The sequence below is a fragment of the Marinobacter qingdaonensis genome, assembly GCF_034555935.1.
Classification (GTDB): domain Bacteria; phylum Pseudomonadota; class Gammaproteobacteria; order Pseudomonadales; family Oleiphilaceae; genus Marinobacter; species Marinobacter qingdaonensis.
Genome location: NZ_JAYDCJ010000003.1, coordinates 571,577 through 595,551, shown reverse-complemented (window position 1 = coordinate 595,551; position 23,975 = coordinate 571,577). Strand labels below are relative to the sequence as shown.

Genomic DNA, 23,975 nt, shown 5'->3' with positions numbered 1-23,975 from the left:
CGGTGCTTGATGACGACTCTCCCGGGGCGCGTGAACGGGTGACGGAGGAACCGGCCCGGCTTTGCGGTACACTCAGACCCCCGGCTCGGCTCAGCTACCCTCATCATACGGTGCTGGCCGAGGCTTTGCCCTGTCCGATAAGGAAATTTCCGTGCGCGCCTACGCCGATCACGACTACCCCGCCCACCACAAACCCGACTGGAAACTGATTGCCGGGCTCTGGCCCTACCTGGCCGAATACCGGGCCCGGGTCGGGCTGGCCCTGACCCTGCTGGTGCTGGCCAAGCTGGCCACCGTCGCCACCCCGGTGGCGCTGAAGTACATCGTTGATTATCTGGACCAGAACCGTGGCGGCGAGCTGCTGCTGTGGATACCGGTGCTGCTGGTGCTGGCCTACGGTTTGCTGCGCTTTGGCGCTACCCTGTTCTCGGAGTTGCGGGACGCAGTCTTCGCCCGGGTCGCGGAGCGGGCCATGCGCCGGGTGTCCCTGCGGGTGTTCCGGCACCTGCACAACCGGGAATTGGCGTTTCATCTGGACCGCAAGACCGGCGGCCTGGCCCGGGACATCGAGCGCGGCACCAACGGCATCAGCTTCCTGCTGCGTTTTACCCTGTTCAACATCGTGCCCACGGTGCTGGAAATCCTGCTGGTGGCGGCGATCCTGCTGGTGGTGTTCAACGCCGGTTACGTGCTGGCGATTCTGGTCGCGGTGGTGGTCTATGTGCTGTTCTCGATCCGGGTCACCGAATGGCGCACCCGGTTCGTGCGCGAGGCCAACGCCCGGGACAACCAGTCCAACTCCCGGGCGGTGGACAGTCTGCTCAACTACGAAACCGTCAAGTACTTCAACAACGAACGCTTCGAAGCCGACCTCTACGACCGGGACTTGCAGGACTGGGAACAGGCCCGGCTGAAGAACCGGCTGTCCCTGGCGGTGCTCAATGGCGGCCAGGCCCTGATCATCGGCCTGGCGTTGATCGTGATCATGGCCATGGCGGTGCAGGAAGTGGCCCGGGGCAGCATCACCCTGGGGGACTTCACCATGATCAACGCCTACCTGATCCAGCTGTTCATCCCCCTCAATGCCCTCGGCTTCGTGTACCGGGAAATCCGCCAGGCCCTGGTCAACGTCGAGCGGCTGTTCGCCCTGCTTGGGGACAAACCGGCGATCGAAGACGCCCCGGACGCGCAACCGCTGCGGGTGAGCCGGGGCGAGGTCTGCTTCGACCGGGTCCATTTTGGCTACCGCCCGGACCGGCCGATCCTGACCGACGTCAGTTTCCGGATTCCGGCCGGGCACACGGTGGCGGTGGTGGGCGCCAGCGGCGCCGGCAAGTCGACCCTGGCGCGGCTGCTGTTCCGGTTCTTTGACGTGGACGCCGGCGCCATCCGCATCGACGATCAGGACCTGCGCTCGGTGACCCAGGACAGCCTGCGCGCCGCCATTGGCGTGGTGCCCCAGGACACGGTGCTGTTCAACGACACCCTGTACCGCAACCTGGCCTACGGCCGACCGGAGGCGACCGAGGCCGAGGTGCACCGGGCCGCGCGCCTGGCCCATCTGGAGGAGTTTATCCACAGCCTGCCGGAGGGCTACGAGACCCGGGTCGGCGAGCGCGGTTTGAAGCTGTCGGGCGGCGAGAAGCAGCGGGTGGCCATCGCCCGGGTGATCCTGAAGAACCCGCCGCTGCTGATCCTGGACGAGGCGACCTCGTCCCTGGATTCGCTGTCCGAGCAGGCCATCCTGGGCGCCCTGGGCGAGGTCAGTCGGGAGCGCACCACCCTGGTGATTGCCCACCGCCTGTCCACGGTGCGGGACGCCAACACCATCATCGTCCTCGACCGGGGCCGGGTGGTGGAAAGTGGCCAGCACCACAGCCTGCTGGCCCGCGACGGCCATTACGCCCGGCTCTGGCACCAGCAGCACCGACCCAGTGCGGTCGACACCCCGGACGGCCCGGAGCTCAGTCCGGACTGAGCCGCTCGGCCAGACCCGAGGCCCGCACCACCCGCTGCTGCACGCTGGCGTTGAACACCCCGGCGTCGCCGGTGATCAGGCTGAACCAGTTGCGGGCCCGGGTGATGCCGGTGTACACCAGCTCCCGGGTCAGCACCGGGCTGAGCCGGTCCGGCAGCACCAGGCAGGTGTGGTTGAACTCCGAGCCCTGGGATTTGTGCACGGTCATGGCGTAGACCGTTTCCAGCTGCTGCAATCGGCTCGGGGAGATCCAGCGGATGGCCTCGGTGCCATCACCGCCGGGAAACGCCACCCGCAGGGTCGGTTTCGCTCGGCCCTCGGCGTCCCGGTCCCAGGGCACTTCGATGGCAATGCCGACATCCCCGTTCATCAGGCCCAGGTTGTAGTCGTTACCGGTCACCAGCACCGGCCGGCCAGGGTACCAGCCCTCGGTCCGGGGGATCAGCCGGTGCGCCAGCAACTGCCGCGCGATCAGCTCGTTCAGCCCCTCCACGCCCCACGGGCCTTTGCGCAGTGCGCACAGCACCTGGAAATCGGCAAACGCCTCCAGCACCTGGCGGGCCAGCTCGTCCCACTGCGCCCGGGAACTGCTGGCGATCAGCTCGTGGTCGGCCAGGAGCCGCAGGTAATGCCGATAGCCCACCGGCGGCGCCAGCGGGCCGGTCGGCCCGACCCGGCCCTCACCACCCTGGCGGAACGCCTGGGGGCTGCCCGCCAGGGCGTGTTCGGCCACCAACGCCAGGGTCCGCTCCGGCTCGGCGGGCCCCGCGCCGTTGAGCCAGATTACGTCGTCGAACTGGCCGTCGCGACAGGCCGCGAGCATCGACGGCGCAAGGCTGTTGGTGTTGACCGCCTGGGCCAGCTGACCAATGCCGCTGCCGGCCCCGAACCGGAAACTGGTGCGCAGCATGGCCACCGCCTGGTCCAGGGGCTGGCCCTGGTCATCCACCAGCGACTCGGGCAGGTGCTGGCCGGTGACCGCGGCCAGCCACCGGGCGGTGGCCGGGGTGTAGTGGGCCTGTTCGGCACGCCGGCACAGCTCGCCCAGAACCGCGCCCGCATCCACCGACGCCAACTGGTCCTTGTCGCCCAGCAGGATCAGCTGGGCGGACGCCGGCAGGGCATCGAACAGCGAGGCCATGAGATCGACGTCGACCATGGAGGCCTCGTCCACCACCAGGATATCCACAGGCAGCGGGTTGTCCCGGTGATGGCGAAACTGGCGGGTGTCGGGCCGGCTGCCGAGCAGTCGATGCAGGGTGGTGACCCGGGTCGGGATGTCGTCCGGGCCGACCTGGCCGGGCAGCTGGTCAAAGGGCAGCTTGCGGACCGCACCGGCAATGGATTCGTTCAGCCGGGCCGCAGCCTTGCCGGTGGGGGCGGCCAGCCGGATGCGGTATTTGCGCCCACCGCGGTCGCCGGTGTGCCCGGCGATGGCCTGCAGCGCCGCCAGCAGCCGGACCACGGTGGTGGTCTTGCCGGTACCCGGGCCGCCGGTGATCACCGCGAACCGATGGCGGGCCGCCAGGGCGCAGGCCAGTTGCTGGTAATCCACCTCGGACTGGCGTCCGAACAGGGTCACCAGGGCCTGGCCGAGGGTGACCGAGGCCGGACTGTCCGGGTCGGCCAGGGCCGACGCCAGCCCGAGCCGATGCTTGATGCCGGCGGCAATCTGCTGCTCGTAGCGCCAGAACCGGCGCAGGTACAGCCGCTGTCCGGTCAGCACCAATGGCGTGGTCAGTGAGCCATCACTGACGGCGAAGGCCCTGTCCAGACTGCTCAGGAAACTCGGGAGACTGGCCGATTGCAGAAGCTGGCCGGGAGTGATCGGGGCTTCGCCCGGCTCACTCGGGCCCAGCGGCGCGTCGTCCGGTGGCAGCGCCAGGGTGCCATTGGCGTCGGCCAACAGCTGGCCCAGATCGATACAGACATGGCCGCGGCCGACCTGATGCGACACCAGGGCGGCCATCAGCAGCACCAGCGCGGGTACCGATTCGCCCTGCTCCGCCGACAGCGTCTGGATCAGTCGGGCAAAACCCAGGTCCAGGGGGCGCAGCCAGCCCAGCTCTTGCCAGCTCTCCAGCACGGCCGCCATGGCCTCGACGTCGGCCAGAGCGGCGGGCGCAGAGCGGGTGCCTGGCTCGGTGCCGGGATCCGGGTCCGTCGGCCCCAGGTCCAGGGCGAATTGCTGGTCGGTGTGCCGGGTCTTGCTCATGCGGCGTCCTCCGTGTTGTCCGATGCACCGTCGAACAAGGCATCCAGTTGCTCGATCAGGGTTCGCGCCGGCTTGTCGGTGAAGGCGCCGGCGGAGCCGGCCCGGTAGCCGCGCAGGAACAGGTACACGGCGCCGCCCATGTGCCGGTCGTAGTCGTAGTCCGGCAGCCGGGTCTTCAGCAACCGGTGCAGGGCCAGCAGGTAGAGCACGTACTGCAAGTCGTAGCGCTTGTCGAGAATGGCCTCGCCCATGGCCTGGTCGGTGTAGTCGGCGTCGCTGTCGCCGAGGGCGTTGGATTTGTAGTCGAGCACGTAATAGCGGCCCTGATGCTCGAACACCAGGTCAATGAAGCCCTTGAGCATGCCATTGAACCGGCCGGGTTCGGCCTGGGGCCGGTCGGCCTGATTCAGGGTGTGGGCGGTCACCAACTGGTCCAGGGTCCGGGTGCTGACGTTGCGGCTCTCGAACCAGAATTCCAGCTCCGGTCGCAGCTCGGTGAGTTCGGCCAGGCTGGCCTGGGCATCTCCGCCCCGCTGCAGGGGCAGGGGCTGGCGCAGCAGCGCCAGGATCCAGTGCGCCAGGGGGTCGGCCCAGTCGCTCCAGCCCCGGGTGCCGCAGCGCCGGGTCAGGTATTCCCGCAACAGGGCCGGTTCCGCCACCACCGTGGCAAAGCCCTGCTGGCAGCACCACTCCAGCACCTCGTGCAGGAAGGTGCCGGGGCCGGCGCCCCGGGGAAACCGGTGATGGTCTTCGGGCGTGACGCGGGGCGTGACCGGCTCGTCGACGTCCTGGCCGGCTTCCTCGATCAGGTTCTGGGTTTCGGCGTCCTCCACCTCGCCTTGGAACAGCACCCCGGTGCCGGCCATGCCGCGGTAATCGATGGCCGAGTAACTGGCGATCCACCAGTCCTCCCGGGCTTCCCGATGGGCACTCAGGGCCGGGCCCAGGGCTTCGGGCTCGGGCTGTTGATAACTCAGCTCGGACGCCTCCGGCAGCCCGGTCAGGGCGATGGCGCCCTGGTCCTGGGCCAGGGGGCGCAGGCTGTCACTGACGCTGGCCGAGTCGGTCTGGTCCGGCGCCACCAGGTAACCCAGTCCGCTGAGCGACCACTGATCCAGCGCGGCCGCACCCACCCAGGTGGCAAACCGGGCCCGGGTCAGGGCCACGTACAGTTTGCGGATGTCCTCCCCGAGCCGCTCCCGGTCGCTGCGGGCCAGGTCCGCCGCGGTGGGCTCGAACACCGTGACCAGCGCGCCCTGGTCGTCGTGGTAGCGGACCCAGGCCTGCTTGTCGCTCTCGGCCCGGAACGAGGTGCCAAAAGGCAGGAACACCAGCGGGTACTCCAGACCCTTGGACTTGTGCACGGTGATCACCTGCACCAGGCCGGCGTCACTCTCCAGGCGCAGGGTCCGGTGCTCGTCCTCGTCGTCGGCGGCGCGCAGGATCTGGGTGAAGTGGTGCACCAGCGCGTGTTCGCCATCCAGCTGCAGGCTGTCCTGCTGCAGCAGTTCGGCGATGTGCAGGATGTCGGTGAGCCGGCGTTCGCCGTCCGGGCGCTGCAGCAGCCGGCCCGGGACCTCGAAATCCATCAGGAAACTGCGCAGCATGGGCAGTACCCCCTGCTGCTGCCACTGCTGCTGATACCCCATGAACCGCTCGATCTCCCGCTCCAGCGCCAGCTCGTCGGTGTGCAACCGGTCCAGCGCCTGCCAGGACAGGCCCAGGGTCGGGGTGGCCAGCGCCGCCCGGGCCAGACCCAGCTGCCTGGGCTCGGCGAAGGCCCGGAGCCAGCACAGCACCTCGGCGGCCTCCGGCGAGCCCAGCACCGAATCCCGGTCGGACAGGTACACGCTCTTGATCCGGCGCTGGCCCAGGGCGTCCCGCACCGCACGGGCCTCGTTGCGGTTGTTGACCAGGATGGCGATGTCGCCCGGGCTGACCGGTTGCAGATCCGCCGGCGCCCCGGCCACGGCAAAGCCGGCCCGGCCCTGTTGGCCCAGGGTCAGCAGGCGGGCGATCTCGCTGGCGCAGGCCTGGGCCAGGTCTTCGGTGGCGGTGCCCTTGGCCACGCCCTTGGCCTGGTCGGGGTCGGCATCCAGGGCCCAGAAGGTCAGGCTTGGCTGCCCTTCCCCGTCCACCGTCCACAGCCGCTTGGTGCCATTGGCGGCCACGGCCTGGAACGGCAGCGGCGAACGGTCGCCGGGCCCGAACAGGAAGGCGCCGTCGCGGCTGTGCCGGTCGGCGTACTCGAACACCCGGTTCACCGCCTCGACCATGGTGGTCGCGGAGCGGAAATTGCGGCCCAGGGTGTAGGTCCGGTCCCGGGCGCCCTGTCGTGCGGCCAGGTAGGTGTAGATGTCCGCCCCCCGGAAGCCGTAAATGGCCTGTTTCGGGTCGCCAATCATCAGCAGGCAGGTGGCCGGGTCGTTGTCGGCAACCCGGTACACCCGATTGAAAATCCGGTACTGCACCGGGTCCGTGTCCTGGAACTCGTCGATCAGCGCCACCGGGAACTGGCGCCGGATGGTGGCCGCCAGTTGCTCGCCGCGGTCGCCGTGCAGGGCCTGGTCGAGGCGGGTCAGCAGGTCGTCGAAGCCCATTTCCGAGCGCTGCTGTTTTTCCGACTCCAGGCGCTCAGCGATCCAGACCGTGGCATGCCGGAGCAGGTCGGAACCGGCACTGGGCAGGGCCTGGGCGAAGTCGAGCAGGGCCTGGATGGCGGCAAAGGCGGGATGCTCGGGCGCCGGGTCCTCGCCCTTGAGCTTGGTCGGCAGCAGCGCCGGGGTCTGGTTCTGGAACCCGGCCTTGTGCAGGCCTTCCGGTACCAGCGCTTCGGAGGCCTGCCAGGCCAGCAGCTGGTCCCAGGCGCCGACCATGGCCTTCTTGCTGCTGGCGTGCAGGCGCTTGCCTTGCTGCAGTTGGTCAAGCAGCGCCAGCACCTCGCCGTGCCAGTCGGCCCAGGGCTGGGCTTTCAGGGCCTCGGCCTGGCTCTGCCGGGCCGCCAGGGTGGCCTCGATGACGCCGTGCACGTCCCGGTCCGGGGCCTGCAGCTGGCCGGCGTCGGGGATCAGGTTGCGGACCGCCTGACGCAACTGGTCCGGGGTCTGCCAGTGGTCCAGCACCTCGGCCATCAGCGCGGTCGGCAGCGGGTAGATGAAGGTACGCCAGTAGTCGCGCACCACCTGATCGAGCAGCTCGCTCTGGTCGGTTTCCAGGGTCAGCTTGAACAGGCTGCCGCTGTCGAAGGCGTGCTCGCTGAGCATGCGGTTGCACCAGGCGTGGATGGTGGACACCGCGGCTTCGTCCATCCATTCCGCCGCCAGCAGCAGCTTTTTTCGGCACTCGGGCCAGGTCGCCGGGTCCGGGTAATCCCGGTCCCGCAGCTGGAACAGCAGCGCGGTTTCCGGGGACGCCTGAGCGGCGTCGGCGGCCTCGGAAAACACCTCGGCGGCCTGGGTCAACCGGGTCCGGATGCGGTCCCGCAGTTCCTTGGTGGCGGCGTCGGTGAAGGTCACCACCAGCAGGTTCGGGGGCAGCAGGCCCTGGGCCAGCGGACTGTCCGCCGGCTGCCGGTGCCCGAGCACCAGGCGCACGTACAGGATGGCGATGGTGAAGGTCTTGCCGGTGCCGGCACTGGCCTCGATCAGGCTGCTGCCGTTCAGGGGCAGCGCCAGCGGATCCAGATCGGGGTTGCGGTTGTCGGCGGTCATGGGCGCTCCTCCATCACGTCCTGGGCCCGTTTGCCCTGCTCCGCCTCCCACAGCGGCAGGTACAGCTGGCCAACCAGAGCTTCGAACTCGCCGCTGGCCAGCAGATCGTCGGCGCCCTCGTAGGCTCCGCGCAGGTAGCCGGTGTCCCGTTCCAGGGCCAGGTTGAAGGCCTGACTGGCGTCCTGCCCGGCCCGCTCGGCGTCGCCCCGGTATTTCTTGCTCTGGTAGTAACTGTAGATCCAGGCGAAGCCGGCCTCGCAGTGCAGCGGCAGGGCCCGGGTGGTGGCCGTCATCCAATGTGCCAGGATCCGGTCCAGGTGGGTCCGGGCCTGGTCTGGCACCAGGGCCGGGAAGCGGAAACTGCGGCCCTCCTCCTTGGCCAGGATCAGGGTCTGGAACGGCCGCTCGCCGAGCTGGCCGGCCAGATGGGTGACCCAGTCGGCGAGCAGGTTGGCGTAGCGTACCCGTTTGCTGGCGCCGGACCCGGACAGCAGGCTGGACCGGGCCACCACCAGTCGGCACAGCTCGCCGTCGGCGTTGCGACGCAGGTCGCCAATCAGGTCCACCAGCTCCACCGAGCCGGTGTCATCCCGGTACGGGTAATCCAGCGTCTGGGGCTCGGCCACGGCGGTTGGCCAGTCCGCCAGCGCGGCCTGATAGCGGCTGAACAGATCGGGCAGGCGCGCTGACAGTTCGGTGCGTAGCCGGTGCTCGGTCACCCCCATGCCCAGGTCGCCGCGCCGGGCCATGCGGTCCAGGGTCTGCACCGTGAGTTCGGCCAGCTCGGTGTCGGATCCGGCCGGCAGCACCGCGCGCTGGATCAGTTCCTGGTCCAGGCGCCAGCGCTCCAGGCCGTCCAGGTCGAAATTCTCGGTGTCGGTGTCGTCCTGCGCCACCGCCTCGAACCGCACCTGCAACCGGCGCAGGTAGAAGGTGTCGATGGGCTTTTTCAGGAACTGGGCCAGATCGTTCAGGCTGATCGGCTCCTCCGGCGCCTGGTACGGCAGGGGCGCCCGGGCCTCGGCCCCGGGCTCGTCGCTGTGGGCGCTGCGCCATTCCCGCTCGAAGGTGAACAGGGTGCCGGCCTGGAGGATCTCGGCCAGCGGCCTTGCCTGGGTGCCGTCGGTGCCCGGAGCGGCGTTGGCTGGGGGAAAGTAGGCGCGGCTGAACGGCTGCAGCGGGTGCCGGGTGGTCAGCGCGGCGCTCACCGGCTGGTCGCCGTGCGCCAACTGCCACAGGCCGTCCAGGTGGTCCCGCAACTGGCCCACCAGCACCGACGGCGGTCGGGCCGAATCGTCCCGGATGCTGCGCCCGACCCAACTGATGTACAGCTGCTCCCGGGCCGACAGCAGGGCCTCCAGGAACAGGTAGCGGTCGTCTTCCCGGCGCGAGCGGTCGCCCGGGCGGTAGTCCTCGGCCATCAGGTCGAAATCCACGGGTGGCCGCGACCGCGGGTAGTCGCCGTCGTTCATGCCCAGCAGGCAGACCCGGCGAAACGGGATGGCGCGCATCGGCATCAGGGTGGCGAAATTGACCTTGCCGGCCAGGAAGCGCTGGTTCAGGCCGCCCTCGTCCAGGCCATCGAGCAGTACGTCCCGGACAATGTTGAGCGGCAGCGGCTGGTCCGCCAGGCCGGCCGCCAGGGCGTCCTCCAGCCATTGCTCCAGCTGGCGCCGGAACCGGTTCAGCAGCAGCAGGTCGGTGCCTTCGACGCGCTCGAAGAACCACTCCAGCATGGTGGCCAACAGGGCTTCCCAGTCGGCCGGGGTGCGCGCTTGTTGCAGCGCCTGCCAGAGCTGTTCCAGCCGTTGCAGGAAGGCGTCCAGCCGGCCGGCGAGGCTGGCCTGCAGGCCGCCAATTTCGCCATAGGGTTCGACCCCGGCCCAGGGCTCGTCGGCGCCCATGCCATAACCCAGCAGCATGGACCGCAGTCCGGCCTGCCAGCTGTTGCGCTCCAGGTTGGCGGGTAGCGCCAGGCTCTCCCGATGCCGGCCGTGCAGGCCCCAGCGGATGTTGGCGCCCTCCACCCAGCGCCTGGCCTGGGGAATCTCGTCCTCACCGATGTCGAACCGGGCCCGCAGCCCGGGCACTTCCAGCAGGCTGAGGATCTCGCTCACGCCAAACCGGCTGCGCGGCAGCGACATCAGGGTTTCCAGGGCGATGAGTACGGGTTCGTGATGGCGCTGGCCCTGGTCGGAAATGGTGAATGGAATGTGCCGTTTGCGCCCGGCCGGGTAGCGGCCGAACACCGCCTGGATGTGGGGCGCGTAGACGTTGATGTCCGGCACCATGACGATGACATCCCGCGGCCGCAGCTGCGGATCGGTGTTGAAGGCGGCCAGCAGCTGGTCGTGCAGGATTTCCACCTCGCGCTGGGGGCTGTGGGCCTCGTGGAACACCAGCGAGTGGTCCCGCGCCGGATCGGCCCGACGCCCTTCGGCGCGGATGTCCTGCAACGGGGTCAGGTTGTGGATGTCGTTCTGCAGCTGGTGCAGCAGCCGGGGTGCCTGGGGGTCACCGTGTTCGGAGAAGATGTCGATTTTCTGGTCCGGGGTTTGGAACCGGCCCCGGTAGTCGTCGGGGTTGTCGAATTCGTCCAGCAGCCGGATGTAGTCCCGGCCTTGCTTGCCCCAGGCCGCCAGCAGCGGGTTGGCGTGCTGGTGCAGCTGGTCCGGGTCGCCGATCTGCGACAGGGTCGGGTGCGCGCGCCCGCGTTTGCGCTCGGCGTTGAGCAGTTCCCGGTCGCTGATGATGTCGGCCCAGTAGAACTGGCAGGGGTTGTGGACACACAGCACCACCTGGCTGAACCGACTGAGCACGTGCAGGGCTTCCAGGGCCTGGCGTGGCAGCGACGAGACCCCGAACACCACGATCCGGCGTGGCAGCCGCGACGGGTTGGCCGGTCTGGCCGCCCGTTGCCCGACCTCGAGGAACCGGGTGTGGATGAGCGAGCGGCTGGTGTGGGCCTCGGCACCGACGTCCTCGACCAGGTGGCGCCACAGCACCGCCTGCCAGCGGCACTCCTCGGTCAGGGCCCGTTCCTCGCCGCGGGCGGTGATCAGCACGTCCCGGCCCTGCTCCCAGGCGCTGAGCCAGTCGGCCCGGAACACCTGGTACTGGTCGAACAGATCCGCCACCTGTTCGGCCAGCTGGAAATCCCGCAGTTCGGTGTCGGTGCCGTCCAGGAATCGGGCCAGGGGCGCAAACACCGGATCCTGGTCCACCAGGGTGGGCAGCAGCCGGTACAGCCGCCATACCAGTCGGCGCTTGTCGAAGGGTGAGTGCTCGGGTACCTCGCCCGCGGGCAGGACGGCCCGGTAGGCTTGCCAGATGAAACGGGCCGGGAACAGGAAATCCATGCCTGCGGCAATGCCGAGGCCGCCACCCGCGCCCCGATCCTCCCGGGACTCGGCCAGCGCCAGTTTCAGCCACTGGGCAATGCCGTTGCTCTGGACCAGGAAAGTTTCACTGGCCAGGGGCGGTGGCGGTGTCTGCTGGCAGATGAAGACCACTGCCCGGCGCAGGTCTTCCAGATGATTGGCGTGGATGGCGTGGAAGCCGGGTTCGATGGCGGAGGGGTCGGCCATGGGTGTCCTTGTCGGATGCGGGTGTCGGTCCTGGGCCACAGGTTACCGCAACTGGCGCCAGATTCAGACCGTCGATTCCGAACTCACCGACCGGGACACCGCCGGGGTCACAAGGGCACGCGCATGGTCTCCGAGTGGGTCACCGGCATGCCGATCATCTCATCGGTTCCGGTTGGCGGCAGCACTTCGGTCTTGGCCACCGGCAGGCCGTGGAACGCCTCCCGGGCGGCGCAGGCGCCGGTGAACATCATTACATGGTCGTGCTCGTCGGTCAGCACATAGCCGGTGCCGCCGAAATAGAAACGGGCCATGTAGTAGCGGCCTTCCATGGACACAATCTCTAGCAGATCAATGGGCTGACTCCGCAGTGCCCGCATGGAACTGAACGTCATGTGCATGATGGATCTCCTCGCGTTAAGAACGGGGTTGTCTTCCATCCTACGCCGGGCCGCGAGTGATAGCTCATTAAATGATCAAAAAAACAATCCGGAGTCTGGGAGAAGGCGTAAGCTGAGGGTAGGGCTTGTTCAGGAGGGTCATTGTCATGAACAACACCACCTCCCATACCGGCGTGGGTCTACCCGCGCTGGTTCTGGCCGCTGGTTTGGCGGCCCTGTTGTCGGTTTCCCTGCAGGCCGACGACACCGACGTCGCCATCCACGACGCCATCCTCATGCAGATCGAAGCCTTCGCCAACGACGACGACGAGGCCGCCTGGACCTACGCCTCGGACGGCATCAAACGTCGCTTTGGCTCCGCCGATGTGTTTCTGAGCATGGTCCGGGAAGCCTACCCGGCCGTGCATCGGCCCAGCTCCATCGAGTTTGTCGAGCGGGTGCCCCATGGCCCCTTCGAAATCCAGGTGGTGCGCCTGGAGGGGCCCCAGGGCAAGCGCTGGGACGCCTTCTACCGAATGGTACTGACCAAGGGGGTCTGGAAGATTGCCGGCGTGCGCCTGCAGCCGGCAGACCTGGGTATCTAGCCCGTCACTTCAGGTGCCGGCCGCCATCCAGCGCCAGTGAGCGGCCGGTGATGTACGGATTGTCGAGCACGAACTGCAGGGTCTGCACCGCCACGTCCAGGCCGGGCTCGATTCCGAGCAGGGATTTGTTCAGGGTTTTTTCCCGGTAGGCGGCACTGTCGCCCTCGTTGAACAGGATCAACGACGGCGCCAGGCTGTTGACCTTGACCCGTGGCGCCAACAGCCGGGCGAAGGACAGGGTCAGGTTGGCCAGCGCCGCCTTGCTGGCGGAGTAGCCGATGTGTTTGGCACTGCCCTGCTCGACCACGTAATCGGTCATGTGGACAATGTCGGCGGGGCCGTCGGACTGTTCCAGCAGGGTCCGGCACGCCAGGTTGATGCGGTAGGGCGTCATCGCGTGGATCTGCATCATGGCCTGCATGACCTCGGCCGGGTCGGTATCGTCCCGTTCCGGCAACCAGTCCGAGGCGTTGTGGATAATGGCCCGGAGCGCGCCGGTGCGTTCCTTCAGGGTGGTCAGGAAGGCATCGACCCCCTGGTTCGTGGCAAAATCCGCATGGATGCAGTCGGCCCCGGCCTTCTGCAGGGCATCCACGGCCGGGCGATAGGTCCGGTAGGTGGCAATCACCGGCTGGCCCCGGTCCAGGCAGGACTGGGCGAAGGCCAGGCCAATGCGTTGGCTGGCGCCGGTGATCAGTATGGGAGCGGTCATGGCATTCTCCTGTCGTTGATGCTTCTGCATACGCTGCCCGCCCTGACCCGGCTCAGTGGTCCGCCGCCTCAGGCGTCAATCCAGCACCCAGGAGACAGAACCCCGACCATGGCCAGTCGCCACCCCAGCGCCCCGCCCCAGGCCCTCGCCCCGGGCACCGCGGATCTTGAGAACCCGCTGTACTACCTGGAGAACATGGAAACCCTGGTGGGTTGGGTCCGTGACCATCACGCCGATCTGCTGACCGCCGCCGAGCGCGACCGTCTGGCCGGGTTCTTCGCCCTCAGCCAGCCGGCCCGGGCCTTGCTGACCCGGCTGGTGATGCGGACCGGCGAGCACTTTCGCGCCGACCGGCTGAACTACCCGGAACTGGGGGTGGCCGAAGCCGTGGCGCTGGCCGAACTCATCGACGGCGACTGGCTGGATCCGGCCCCGACGCTTGAGCTGGACCAGCTGTTCCGGCTCTACACCCTGCCGGAGCTGCGCCCGGTGTTTGCCGACGACCTGGCCGACCTGGGCCAGCCCCGGTCCCTGGCCAAGGCGCGCATGCGCGAGCTGCTGCAGGCGCACTACCCGGAGCCGCGGACCGTCACCGACTGGCTGGGGCCGGCGGCCGCGCCGGTGGTCCGGATCAACCAGATGGCGCTGTTCGATCGGGTCCGGCTGATGTTCTTCGGCAACCTGCGCCAGAGCTGGTCCGACTTTGTCCTGGTGGAGCTGGGGCACCAGCGCTACGAGACCGTGCCCTTCACCCCCGACGCCCGGGCTTTCGCCCGACGCGAGGAGGTGGATCATTATCTGGTCATGCACCAGTGCCGGCAGTGGCTGGACGAGGGCGTGCCGGCGGCCGAGGTCTGGCCCGAGGTGCCGGCACCGGTGGCCAACCCCTGGCTGACCAGTCGCCGGGACCGGCTGCTGCTGGAACTGGGCCGGCAGGCGGAGCGGGAGGGCGAGCGCGAACTGGCGCTGCAGGCCCTGGCCGCCAGCGGCCACCGGGAAGCCCGGCTGAAACGGCTGCGCCTGCTGGAACGCCTGCAGCGGTTCGAGCAGGCCTGGGACCTGGCCTGCCGTTGGCAGATGACGCCCCTGAGTGACGCCGAGATCCAGGGCCTGGGCCGCATCCTGAAACGCCTGGCCCGGCGCCTGGACCGGCCCTCGCCGTTGCCGGACGTCCGCTCCCGGCCCGAGGCCTGGACCCTGGAGTTGCCCCGGCCAGGCCACGGCTCGGTGGAGCTGGCAGTGGCCCAGCACCTGGGCCAGGACCAGTCGCCGGTGTACTACGTGGAAAACACCCTGATCAACGGCCTGTTCGGGCTGCTGTGCTGGTCCACCATCTTCGCGCCCCTGCCCGGGGCGTTCTTCCACCCGTTCCACACCGGCCCGGCCGACCTGACCCGGGACGACTTCCTGGCCCGGCGCCGGGACGCCTTCGACCGGTGTTTCGGCCACCTGGCCGACGGCAGCTACCGGCAGCGGATGCGGGACACCTTCGCGCGCAAGCAGGGCCTGGCCAACCCCTTCGTGATCTGGCCGGTGCTGACCGAGGCGCTGCTCGACCTGGCCCTGGACAGCATTCCGGCCGCGGACCTGCGGCTGCTGTTCGAGCGCCTGCTGCTCAACATCCGCGAACACCGCAGTGGCTGGCCCGACCTGATCCAGTTCCTGCCCGAGGATGATCGGGACTCGGCCGGGCGCCGCTACCGGATGATCGAGGTCAAGGGACCGGGTGACCGATTGCAGGACCACCAGCGGCGCTGGCTGGCGTTTTTCGAGGCCCGGGGCATTCCGGCCAGCGTCTGCTACGTGCGCTGGCAGTCGCAGGACGCACCGTCATGAAGGTGGCCGTACGTACCCTGTGCGAATTTGCCGCCCGCGAGGGCGACCTGGATTTTCGCTACACCCCGGCGCCAAGCGCCGAGGAGGGTATCGCCGGGCACCAGGCCATCCAGGCCCGGCGTGGCTATGGCTACCAGAGCGAGTATTTACTGACCGGCGAGTGCCTGGGATTGAAGCTTTCCGGGCGCGCCGACGGCTACAACCCGCACCGCGGCCGGCTGGAGGAGATCAAGACCCACCGGGGCGATCTGGCCCGGATTCGCCACCACCAGCGGGCCCTGCACCGGGCCCAACTGCGGGCCTATGGGGCCCTGCTGTGTCGGCAGGAGCAGCGGTCCAGCCTGGAGCTGGTGCTGGTGTACTACGACACCGGTCGGGACAAGGAAACCCTGGTGACCGAAACCGCCAGCGCCGAGGTGCTCTGGCAGGAGCTGGAGCAGTTGTGCCGGCACTACCGGGCCTGGGCCGACCAGGAGGCCGACCACCGGGAGCGCCGGGACGCGCACCTGGCCCGGTTGCGCTTCCCCTTCCCGGCCTTCCGGCCCCGGCAGCGGCAGCTGGCGGAAACCGTGTACAACAACAGCCGCGGCGGCAGCCGGCTGTTGCTGGAGGCACCTACCGGGCTGGGCAAGACCCTCGGCACCCTGTTTCCGGCCCTGATGGCAATGCCCGCGGCCGGCACCGACCGGCTGTATTACCTGACCTGTCGCAACACCGCCCGGCAACTGGCGGTGACCGCCCTGGACCGGCTGCGCCAGGCCCAACCCGAGCCCCTGCCGCTGCGGACCCTGGAGCTGGTGGCCAAGGACGACGCCTGCGAGCACCCGGACAAGGCCTGCCACGGTGAGTCCTGCCCCCTGGCCAAGGGCTTTTTCGACCGACTGCCGGACGCCCGGGCCGAGGCGGTGCAGACCCGGGGTCCGCTGACCCGGGAGGTTCTGGCCACCATCGCCGCCGGGCACCAGCTGTGCCCCTATTTCCTGGCCCAGGAAATGGCGCGCTGGAGCGACCTGGTGATCGCCGACGTCAACCGGCTGTTCGACCAGTCTGCCCTGCTCCATGGCCTGATCCGGCAGAATCAGTGGCAGGCCTCGGTGCTGGTGGACGAGGCCCACAACCTGGTGGACCGGGGCCGGGGGATGTACTCGGTGCGTCTGGACCAGCAGCGCCTGCTGCGGCTGCGCAAGACCGCGCCCCAGGTGCTGAAGCGGCCGCTGGATCGCACCGCCCGGGCCTGGCAGGGCCTGGTTCGGGACCAGCCGGAGACTACCCCGGTGTTCCTCGACGCCCTGCCCTCGGCCCTGATCGCCAGTCTGCACGGGCTGGTGTCGGCGCTGACCGAGTACCTGGCCGAGCAACCGCCGGACCTGGCCCTGCAGGAGCTGCTGTTCGAATCGGTGGCGTTCCTGAAGCTGGCCGACACCTATGCCGACCATTCCCTGTGCGAGTTCCACCGCGCCGGTCGGGGCCGGGCCAGCGTCAGCATCCAGAACCTGGTGCCGGCGGATTTCCTGCGCGCCCGGTTCGAGGCCGCCCAGTCGGTGCTGTTGTTCTCCGCCACCCTGAGCCCCGGCGTCTACTATCGCGACCTGCTGGGCCTGCCCCAGAGCAGCCGTTTTACCTCGCTGCCCAGTCCCTTCTCGGCGGACCAACTGCAGGTGCGGTTCACCCCCGACATCAGCACCCGCCAGGCGCACCGGTCGGCGTCGGCGCCGGCGATCGCCGAGCTGATCGCCCGCCAGTACCGTAGCCGCCCCGGCCACTACCTGGCGTTCTTCAGCAGCTTCCAGTACCTGGAGCAGGTGCGCGCCACCCTGGCCGAGCAGGCCCCGGAGGTTCCCCAGCGTGCCCAGGCCCCGGGCATGTCCAGCCCGCAGCGCTCGGAGTTTCTGGCCGGGTTCCAGGCACAGACCGGCAGCGTGGCGTTTGCGGTACTCGGTGGGGTGTTTGGCGAGGGCATCGATCTGCCCGGTGACCAGTTGATCGGGGCGTTCGTGGCGACCCTGGGGCTGCCGCCGTTCGACGCCTGGCACGACGTGCTCAAGGATCGACTGCAGCAGCGGTTCGGCGCGGGCTACGACTACACCTATCGGGTGCCCGGAATGCAGAAGGTGGCCCAGGCCGCGGGTCGGGTGATCCGTACCCCGAGCGACCGGGGCGTAATCTGGCTCATCGACGACCGCTTTCTCACGCCACCGGTGCGGACCCTGCTGCCGGCTTGGTGGTTCGAGTCGTCGCCGGCTGCGGACGGAGTTTCAACGACCGGTTGATGGTGATCGGCCCGGCCGGTACCGGTTCCTCGTTGATTGCGGCCAGCGCCTGGTCCAGGGCGGCGGTGGCAATGGCCTCGTGGTTCTGGGGCAGGGAGTGCACCGGGACCGGCAGGAAATCCAGCAGCCGGTCGTCGCCGAAGGTGGCCAGCTTCAGGGCCGTGGGTAAACCGCCTGGCTGCTCCAGCAGCACGTCCAGCACCCCCTGCAACAGGGTGTAGGAAGCGGTGACCAGGGCGTCCGGCAGGCCCTGGTCGGCCAGCAGGCTGCGGGTCAGGGCCGCGCCGGTGGCGCGGTCGTAGCGCCGGCCACTGTGGATCCAGGTCTGGCGCCCGGGCTGGTGCGCGGCGGCTTCGAAGCCGGCCCGGCGGTCGCGGGTCATGGCCAGTTCCGGCACCGCGTCCAGCCAGGCCACCGTGCGGGTGTCCCGATCCAGCACCGACCGCGTCAGGATGCCGGCGGCCTCGCGGTTCTCACTCACCACACAGCGGATCCGTTCCGGCGACTGGGCCCGATCCACCGCAATCACCGGCAGGCCCTCGGCCTGCAGCGCCGGGTAGAAGGGGTCGTGTTCGGCCAGGGCGCTGGCGACGATCAGGGCGTCGCACCGGCGCGCTTTCAGGGCATTGGCCAGGGCTTTTTCGGTGCTCGGATCGTCGTCGGAGCCGGCGATCAGCAACTGGTAGCCCCGCTGCCGGGCCCCTTGCTCGAGCAGCTTGGCGAGCCGGGCGTAACTGGTGTTCTCCAGATCCGGCAGGATGAACCCGAGGGTCTTGCTGGCGCCACCGCGCAGGGCGGCCGCCTGGGTGTCGACGTGAAAGTTGTGAGCCCGGGCCAGGGCCTGCACCCGGTCGATGGTGGCCGGCTTGATGCGGCGGGCCGCGCCCTGGCCGTTCATCACGTAACTGGCGGTGGTTCGGGAGACGCCGGCTAGGCGGGCAAGTTCGGCGAGTGTCATCCGCAGGGTCCCTATTCAGGTTTGCTTCCGGGTTTGCTTGATTTCTGAACACATCTGATTCATGATCGATTCTATGGCTGCTGACACGATTCAGCAACCCCAAATTTCGACGCTGGTAACAAACCCGACAACAACAAAGTGAGACAAGGCCCATGCTGACGCTGACCGCCAACGACGTCCGACTCGGCGCCACCGCCACCGACTGGCAGCACGCCCTGGCCCAGGCGGCCGGGGAACTGGAGCGCGCCGGCCGCACTACCGCCGACTACCTCACCGGCATGATGACCCGGGAGCAGCAATCCTCCACCGTGCTCGGCAACGGCATTGCCATCCCCCACGGCACCCCCGACAGCCGATCGGCGGTGCTCGATACCGGCATCCGCTTGCTGCAGTTTCCGGACGGGGTGACCTGGCATGACGGCAACCGGGTCCATGTCCTGGTGGCCATCGCCGCGCAGTCGGACGAACACCTGGACATCCTGCGCGACCTGACCCGGGTGCTGGACCAGCCCGGCCTGGCGGACCAGCTGGCCCGGGCCGACGATGCCGAGGCCCTGGTTCGCCTGTTGTCGACGCCCCCGGTCCAGGTCAAGTGTGACCGCGACAGCCTGTGCCTGGGCGTGGACGCCGGCTCCGCCACCGAGCTGGCGCTGACCGCTGCGGCGCGCCTGCAGCGGCTGCAGTGCGTTGACCGCGACTTCCTGGGTGCGATTGTTGGGCAGACGCCGGTGTCCCTGGGCCAGGGCTTCTGGCTGGTGCACCACGGCCTGGGCGCACGTCGGCCGGCACTGGCCCTGGCGACCCCGAAACAGCCCGCCCCCGACCTGCAGGGTGTGTTCTGTCTGGCGGGCCCGGGCGACCAGTGCCGGGAATTGCTGGAGCGTCTGGACGGTTTCCTGGCGGTCGGCGAGCGTATCGACACCCTCGGTGCGGACGCCCTGCTGGCCCGTCTGGCCGGCGAAGCACCGGATGCGGTCTCGGCCCAGGTGGTGCTGCTCAATACCCACGGTCTGCACGCCCGCCCGGCCAAGCAGCTGGTGCAGGAAGCCCGGCGCCACAACGCCCGCATCCGGGTGCGCCTGCTGGACGGTGACGGCGCGGCGGTGTCCGCCACCAGCCTGACCCGGATCATCGGCCTGGGCGCCCGTCGGGGCCAGACCCTGGTGCTGAGCGCGACCGGCGAGGATGCCCAGCCGGCGATCACCGCCCTGGCCGCGGCCATCACCGGTGGCCTCGGCGAGGCAGTGACGCCCCTGGCCAGCACCCCCGCGTCGGCGCCGGAGCCGGCCGCCGCCGAGCCCGAGCCGCTGGTGGACGATCAGCCCCTGAAAGCGGTGGCGGCGTCACCGGGCCTGGCCCTGGCGCCCGCCTTCGTGCTGCGACAGCCGACCCTGGACTACCCGGCCACCGCGGCCGATCCGGAAGAGCAGATCCAGCGCCTGAACCGGGCCATCGACGAGTCCGACGGCCAGTTGCGCAGCCTGATTCGCCAGGCGGAAGGGGGCGAGGCCGCCCCCATCCTGTCGGTGCACGTGGAAATGCTGCAGGACGAGGACCTGTACCAGGCCACCCTCGAGGCCATTGGCGAGGGCGCATCGGCAGAAGCCGGCTGGTGGCAGGCCATTGACACCGCAGCCCGGGCCCAGGAAGCCCTGGCCGACCGGTTGCTGGCGGAGCGCGCGGCCGATCTGCGCGACGTCGGGCGCCGGGTCCTGGCCAATCTGTGCGGGGTGTCCATGCCCACGCCCCCGGACAGTCCCTACATGCTGGTGGCCGAGGACCTGGGCCCGTCCGACGTGGCCCGGCTCGACACCACCCGGGTCCGTGGCCTGGTGACCGCGCGCGGTGGCGCCACCGCCCACAGCGCAATCCTGGCCCGGGCCCTGGGCCTGCCGGCCGTGGTCGGCGCCGGTGAACGGGTGCTGACCCTGACCGACGGTGCCGAACTGGTGGTGGACGGTGAGCGCGGCTGCGTGGTGGCCAATCCCGCCGCCGAACGTCGGGACCGGATCCAGCGCCGCCTCGAGCAGCTTGCGGAGTTGCAGGCCGAGGCCCACAGCCAGCGCCACGAGCCGGCCACCACCCTGGACGGCCACACCCTGGAAGTCTGCGCCAACCTGGGCAACACCGCTCATACCCCGGATGCGGTGGAACGGGGGGCCGATGGCATCGGCCTGCTGCGCACCGAGTTCATCTTCATGGCGCACCCGGAGGCGCCGGATCTGGCGACCCAGGAGCGCGAATACCGGCACGCCTTCGACGCCCTCAATGGCCTGCCCCTGGTGGCCCGGACCCTCGACGTCGGCGGCGACAAGCCGCTGGATTACTGGCCCTTGCCCCAGGAGGACAATCCCTTCCTGGGCCTGCGTGGCATCCGGCTGTCCCTGACCCGGCCGGAGATTCTGGAAACCCAGGTGCGCGCCCTGCTGCGTGCCGCCGGTGACCGTCCGCTGCGACTGATGTTCCCGATGGTGAAGGACCTGGACGAGTTCCGGGCCGCCAAGGCCATCGTCCAGCGGGTGCAGGATGAGATCGGCGCGCCGGATCTGCAGATCGGGGTGATGATCGAGGTGCCCTCGTCGGCCCTGCTGGCCCCGACCCTGGCCCCGGAGGTGGACTTCTTCTCGGTCGGCACCAACGACCTGACCCAGTACACCCTGGCCATCGACCGCGGCCATGGCCAGCTGTCGGCGGAATCCGACGCCCTGCACCCGGCGGTGCTGCGGCTGATCCAGATGACCGTGGCCGCGGCCCACGCCCACGGCCGCTGGGTCGGGGTGTGTGGGGAACTGGCGTCGGATCCGCTGGCGATTCCGGTGCTGCTGGGGCTCGAGGTGGACGAACTGTCGGTGACCAGCCGCCGGGTGCCGCTGGTCAAGGCCTGCATTCGCAAGCTGAGCCTGGAGACGGCCCGGACCCAGGCCGCGCTGGCGTTGTCGAAAGCCACCGCGGTTGAGGTGCGCGATGCCCTGGAGGCGTCCTGATGGCCCGCATCCTGACCATCACCCTGAACCCGGCGCTCGACCTCAACGCCGAGTTGCCCGGCCTGGAGCCGGGCCGGGTCAATCGCACCAGCGCCACCCGCCTGGAACCGGCGGGCAAGGGCATCAACGCCGGCCGGGTGTTGGCCCGGCTCGGGCACCAGGTCACCGTCAGCGGCCTGCTGGGCGAGGCCAATGCCGCGCCCTTCGAGCGGCTGTTCGCCGATGAGGCCCTGAGCGACAGCTTTGTCCGGGTGCCGGGTCAGAACCGGATCAATATCAAGATTGCCGAACACGGCGGCCGGGTCACCGACGTCAACGGACCCGGGTTCAGTGCCCCCGCCGATGCCCTCAGCCGGCTGGAATTCCGGTTGGCGCCGCTGCTGGCGGACCAGGACGTAGTGCTGATTGCTGGCAGCCTGCCGGCGGATCTGCCGGCGTCGGCGGTGGCCCGGCTGGTGACCCTGGTGCGCCGGGCGGGCAAGCCGGTGTGGCTGGACGCCAGCGCCGAGGCCCTTGACGCCGGTCTGTCGGCCGGGCCCGATGCGGTCAAACCCAATCTGGATGAATTGTCGGTCTGGGCTGGAACGGCCCTGACCACCCTGGATCAGGTCGCCGAGGCGGCGGGGCGCATGCGCGCCGGCGGTGTCGACCAGGTGATCGTGTCCCTGGGCGCGGACGGGGTGCTCTGGTTTGGCCCCGAGGGCTGCTACCGTTCGACGCCGCCGCCGGTCACCGTCGTCAGTACCGTGTGCGCCGGCGACAGCCTGCTGGCGGGCCTGCTCCATGGCCAGCTCAAGACCGACGCCGCCGCCACGGCGCGGGCGCGCCTGGCCTTTGCCACTGCCCTGTCGGCCGAGTGCGTCCAGCACGCGGGCGTGGCCGACCCGGCCGCACCGGACTTCACCACCCTGCTCGATCACACCCGGGTCCAGCCCTGGCCCGACGATAACAATAATGGGGAGATGCCGTTATGAACATCATCATTGTGACCTCCTGTCCCCAGGGCGTCGCCACCAGTTTTCTGGCCGCCCGGGCCCTGACCCGTGCCGCCGACCAGCGCGGCTGGCAGGTCCATACCGACGTCCGCGGGCCCGGGGACCGAGCCGATGCCCTGCCCGCGGCCGCCGACATCGCCGGCGCCGATCTGGTGGTGGCCGCTCTGGGCGCGCCGACGGACCTGAACGCCTACGCCGGTAAACCGCTGTACCAGGTGCCGGTGGCCGAGGCACTGCCGGATCCGGCCGCGGTCCTGACTGCGGCGGAACGCCAGGCCGAACCCTGGTCACCGGCCCAGGCCGAGACCCAGGCTCCGGTGGCCGACGCCGCTGCCGAGTCGGGGCAGCGGATTGTTGCGGTGACCGCCTGCCCTACCGGCGTGGCGCACACCTTCATGGCGGCCGAGGCCCTGACCGCGGCCGCGGAGACCGCCGGCCACCGGATCCGGGTCGAAACCCAGGGCTCGGTCGGGGCCCAGGACCCGCTCACCGAGGCCGAGATCGCCGACGCCGATGTCGTGGTCCTGGCCTGCGACATCGAGGTCGATCCGAGCCGGTTCGCCGGCAAACGGGTCTGGCGCTGCTCCACCGGCGCCGCCCTGAAACAGCCGGCGGACACCCTGGCCGGAGCCCTGGCCGAGGCCCAGGTGCTGAAGGCCGACGCCCAGCGTGCCGGCACCGGCGGCGGTGAGGAAAAGCGGGGCCCGTACAAACACCTGCTGACCGGGGTGTCGTTCATGCTGCCCATGGTGGTGGCCGGTGGTCTGCTGATTGCCCTGTCGTTTGTGTTCGGCATCGAGGCGTTCCAGGAGCCGGGCACCCTGGCCGAGGCGCTGATGCAGATCGGCGGTGGCACCGCGTTCAAGCTGATGATTCCGCTGCTGGCCGGGTACATCGCCTGGTCCATTGCCGACCGACCGGGGTTGGCGCCGGGCATGATTGGCGGCTACCTGGCCGGTGAGCTGGGCGCCGGGTTCCTCGGTGGCATCGCCGCCGGTTTCCTGGCCGGCTACGTGGCCCGCCTGATCAGTCAGAAGCTGCCGCTGCCGGAAAGTGTGGAATCGCTCAAGCCGATCCTGATCATTCCCCTGTTCGCCAGCCTGGTCACCGGCCTGGCCATGATTTACGTCATCGGCGAACCCATGGCCGCGATCATGGACGCCCTGACCGGGTTCCTGGAGAGCATGGGCACCACCAACGCGGTGCTGCTGGGGGCTATCCTCGGCGCGATGATGTGTTTCGATCTGGGCGGACCGGTCAACAAGGCCGCCTACACCTTTGGTGTGGGTCTGCTGTCCGAAGGCAGCGGCGGCTCTGCGCCGATGGCGGCGATCATGGCCTCGGGCATGGTGCCGGCCCTGGGCATGGGGGTGGCGTCGTTTGTCGCCCGGCGCAAGTTTGCCGAGGCTGAACGTCAGGCCGGGCGGGCGTCGTTCGTACTCGGGCTGTGTTTCATCTCGGAAGGTGCCATTCCGTTCATGGCCAAGGACCCGCTGCGGGTGATTCCGGTGTGCATGGTCGGTGGCGCCCTGACCGGAGCCCTGTCGATGCTGTTCACGGTCAAGCTGATGGCGCCGCACGGAGGCCTGTTTGTGCTGGCCATCCCGAACGCGGTCAGTACGGTACTGCCCTACCTGATCGCCATCACCGTCGGTGCCCTGGTGATCGGCTTCGGCTACGCCGCGGTCAAGGGCGGCAAGGCGGAAGTGGCATCGGCGTCGATCTGAGTATCGTTGACCGGACGCCGA

13 protein-coding genes are annotated in these 23,975 nt (G+C 69.4%); 7 read left to right on the top strand and 6 right to left on the bottom strand.

Going from position 1 to position 23,975, the window contains the following annotated elements:
- Positions 1–151 precede the first annotated feature (151 nt).
- Positions 152–1,978: an ABCB family ABC transporter ATP-binding protein/permease gene (locus U5822_RS05940; protein ID WP_322854711.1), complete on the top strand. Its 1,827-nt coding sequence runs from the start codon at positions 152–154 to the stop codon at positions 1,976–1,978.
- Here U5822_RS05940 and recD read toward each other — a convergent pair.
- The 4 genes from recD to U5822_RS05920 form a co-directional block, all read right to left on the bottom strand.
- Positions 1,965–4,193, bottom strand: coding sequence for an exodeoxyribonuclease V subunit alpha (gene recD / locus U5822_RS05935; RefSeq protein WP_322854710.1), 2,229 nt, complete (start codon positions 4,191–4,193; stop codon positions 1,965–1,967). The genes U5822_RS05940 and recD overlap by 14 nt on opposite strands.
- Positions 4,190–7,903, bottom strand: a complete 3,714-nt coding sequence (recB, locus tag U5822_RS05930) for an exodeoxyribonuclease V subunit beta (RefSeq protein WP_322854709.1) — start codon at positions 7,901–7,903, stop codon at positions 4,190–4,192. Before recB ends, recD begins: the two co-directional genes overlap by 4 nt.
- Positions 7,900–11,490 carry an exodeoxyribonuclease V subunit gamma gene (recC, locus tag U5822_RS05925; protein WP_322854708.1) on the bottom strand — a complete coding sequence of 1,197 codons (3,591 nt, stop codon included), beginning with the start codon at positions 11,488–11,490 and terminating at the stop codon, positions 7,900–7,902. The genes recB and recC overlap by 4 nt, the downstream gene beginning before the upstream one ends.
- A 107-nt stretch (positions 11,491–11,597) precedes the next feature.
- Positions 11,598–11,888 (bottom strand): DUF6482 family protein, encoded by a 291-nt coding sequence (locus U5822_RS05920; RefSeq protein WP_322854707.1) that lies wholly within the window; start codon positions 11,886–11,888, stop codon positions 11,598–11,600.
- A 146-nt stretch (positions 11,889–12,034) separates the two neighbouring features.
- Between U5822_RS05920 and U5822_RS05915 the strand changes: the two genes are divergently transcribed.
- Positions 12,035–12,472 (top strand): DUF4864 domain-containing protein, encoded by a 438-nt coding sequence (locus U5822_RS05915; RefSeq protein ID WP_322854706.1) that lies wholly within the window; start codon positions 12,035–12,037, stop codon positions 12,470–12,472.
- A 4-nt stretch (positions 12,473–12,476) separates the two neighbouring features.
- Here the strand turns inward: U5822_RS05915 and folM are convergent, their stop codons facing one another.
- A complete protein-coding gene (gene folM / locus U5822_RS05910) occupies positions 12,477–13,184 on the bottom strand; it encodes a dihydromonapterin reductase (RefSeq protein WP_322854705.1) in 708 nt (235 codons plus the stop codon).
- Between the two features lie 108 nt (positions 13,185–13,292).
- Between folM and U5822_RS05905 the strand changes: the two genes are divergently transcribed.
- Positions 13,293–15,020 (top strand): VRR-NUC domain-containing protein, encoded by a 1,728-nt coding sequence (locus U5822_RS05905; protein ID WP_322854704.1) that lies wholly within the window; start codon positions 13,293–13,295, stop codon positions 15,018–15,020.
- Positions 15,017–17,290 carry an ATP-dependent DNA helicase gene (locus U5822_RS05900; protein ID WP_322854703.1) on the top strand — a complete coding sequence of 758 codons (2,274 nt, stop codon included), beginning with the start codon at positions 15,017–15,019 and terminating at the stop codon, positions 17,288–17,290. The genes U5822_RS05905 and U5822_RS05900 overlap by 4 nt, the downstream gene beginning before the upstream one ends.
- On the opposite strand, the gene cra is transcribed toward U5822_RS05900, so the two are convergent.
- Positions 17,208–18,248: a catabolite repressor/activator gene (gene cra / locus U5822_RS05895; RefSeq protein ID WP_322854702.1), complete on the bottom strand. Its 1,041-nt coding sequence runs from the start codon at positions 18,246–18,248 to the stop codon at positions 17,208–17,210. The two genes, U5822_RS05900 and cra, sit on opposite strands and share 83 nt — an antisense overlap.
- 152 nt (positions 18,249–18,400) lie before the next feature.
- Here cra and ptsP point away from each other — a divergent pair, with 152 nt between their 5' ends.
- From ptsP to U5822_RS05880, 3 genes are read left to right on the top strand one after another with little or no spacing between them, the layout of a single operon-like run.
- Positions 18,401–21,232, top strand: a complete 2,832-nt coding sequence (ptsP, locus tag U5822_RS05890) for a phosphoenolpyruvate--protein phosphotransferase (protein ID WP_322854701.1) — start codon at positions 18,401–18,403, stop codon at positions 21,230–21,232.
- Positions 21,232–22,206, top strand: coding sequence for a 1-phosphofructokinase (gene pfkB, locus U5822_RS05885; protein WP_322854700.1), 975 nt, complete (start codon positions 21,232–21,234; stop codon positions 22,204–22,206). The genes ptsP and pfkB overlap by 1 nt, the downstream gene beginning before the upstream one ends.
- Positions 22,203–23,954 (top strand): PTS fructose-like transporter subunit IIB, encoded by a 1,752-nt coding sequence (locus U5822_RS05880; protein WP_322854699.1) that lies wholly within the window; start codon positions 22,203–22,205, stop codon positions 23,952–23,954. Before pfkB ends, U5822_RS05880 begins: the two co-directional genes overlap by 4 nt.
- Positions 23,955–23,975: the final 21 nt, after the last annotated feature.

Coding starts and splice junctions, on each gene's coding strand:
- ptsP (WP_322854701.1), top strand. CDS start 18,401: ATGCTGACGCTGACCGCCAACGACGTCCGACTCGGCGCCACCGCCACC.
- U5822_RS05920 (WP_322854707.1), bottom strand. CDS start 11,888: ATGCACATGACGTTCAGTTCCATGCGGGCACTGCGGAGTCAGCCCATT.
- U5822_RS05900 (WP_322854703.1), top strand. CDS start 15,017: ATGAAGGTGGCCGTACGTACCCTGTGCGAATTTGCCGCCCGCGAGGGC.
- folM (WP_322854705.1), bottom strand. CDS start 13,184: ATGACCGCTCCCATACTGATCACCGGCGCCAGCCAACGCATTGGCCTG.
- recD (WP_322854710.1), bottom strand. CDS start 4,193: ATGAGCAAGACCCGGCACACCGACCAGCAATTCGCCCTGGACCTGGGG.
- U5822_RS05905 (WP_322854704.1), top strand. CDS start 13,293: ATGGCCAGTCGCCACCCCAGCGCCCCGCCCCAGGCCCTCGCCCCGGGC.
- recC (WP_322854708.1), bottom strand. CDS start 11,490: ATGGCCGACCCCTCCGCCATCGAACCCGGCTTCCACGCCATCCACGCC.
- U5822_RS05915 (WP_322854706.1), top strand. CDS start 12,035: ATGAACAACACCACCTCCCATACCGGCGTGGGTCTACCCGCGCTGGTT.
- pfkB (WP_322854700.1), top strand. CDS start 21,232: ATGGCCCGCATCCTGACCATCACCCTGAACCCGGCGCTCGACCTCAAC.
- U5822_RS05880 (WP_322854699.1), top strand. CDS start 22,203: ATGAACATCATCATTGTGACCTCCTGTCCCCAGGGCGTCGCCACCAGT.
- cra (WP_322854702.1), bottom strand. CDS start 18,248: ATGACACTCGCCGAACTTGCCCGCCTAGCCGGCGTCTCCCGAACCACC.
- recB (WP_322854709.1), bottom strand. CDS start 7,903: ATGACCGCCGACAACCGCAACCCCGATCTGGATCCGCTGGCGCTGCCC.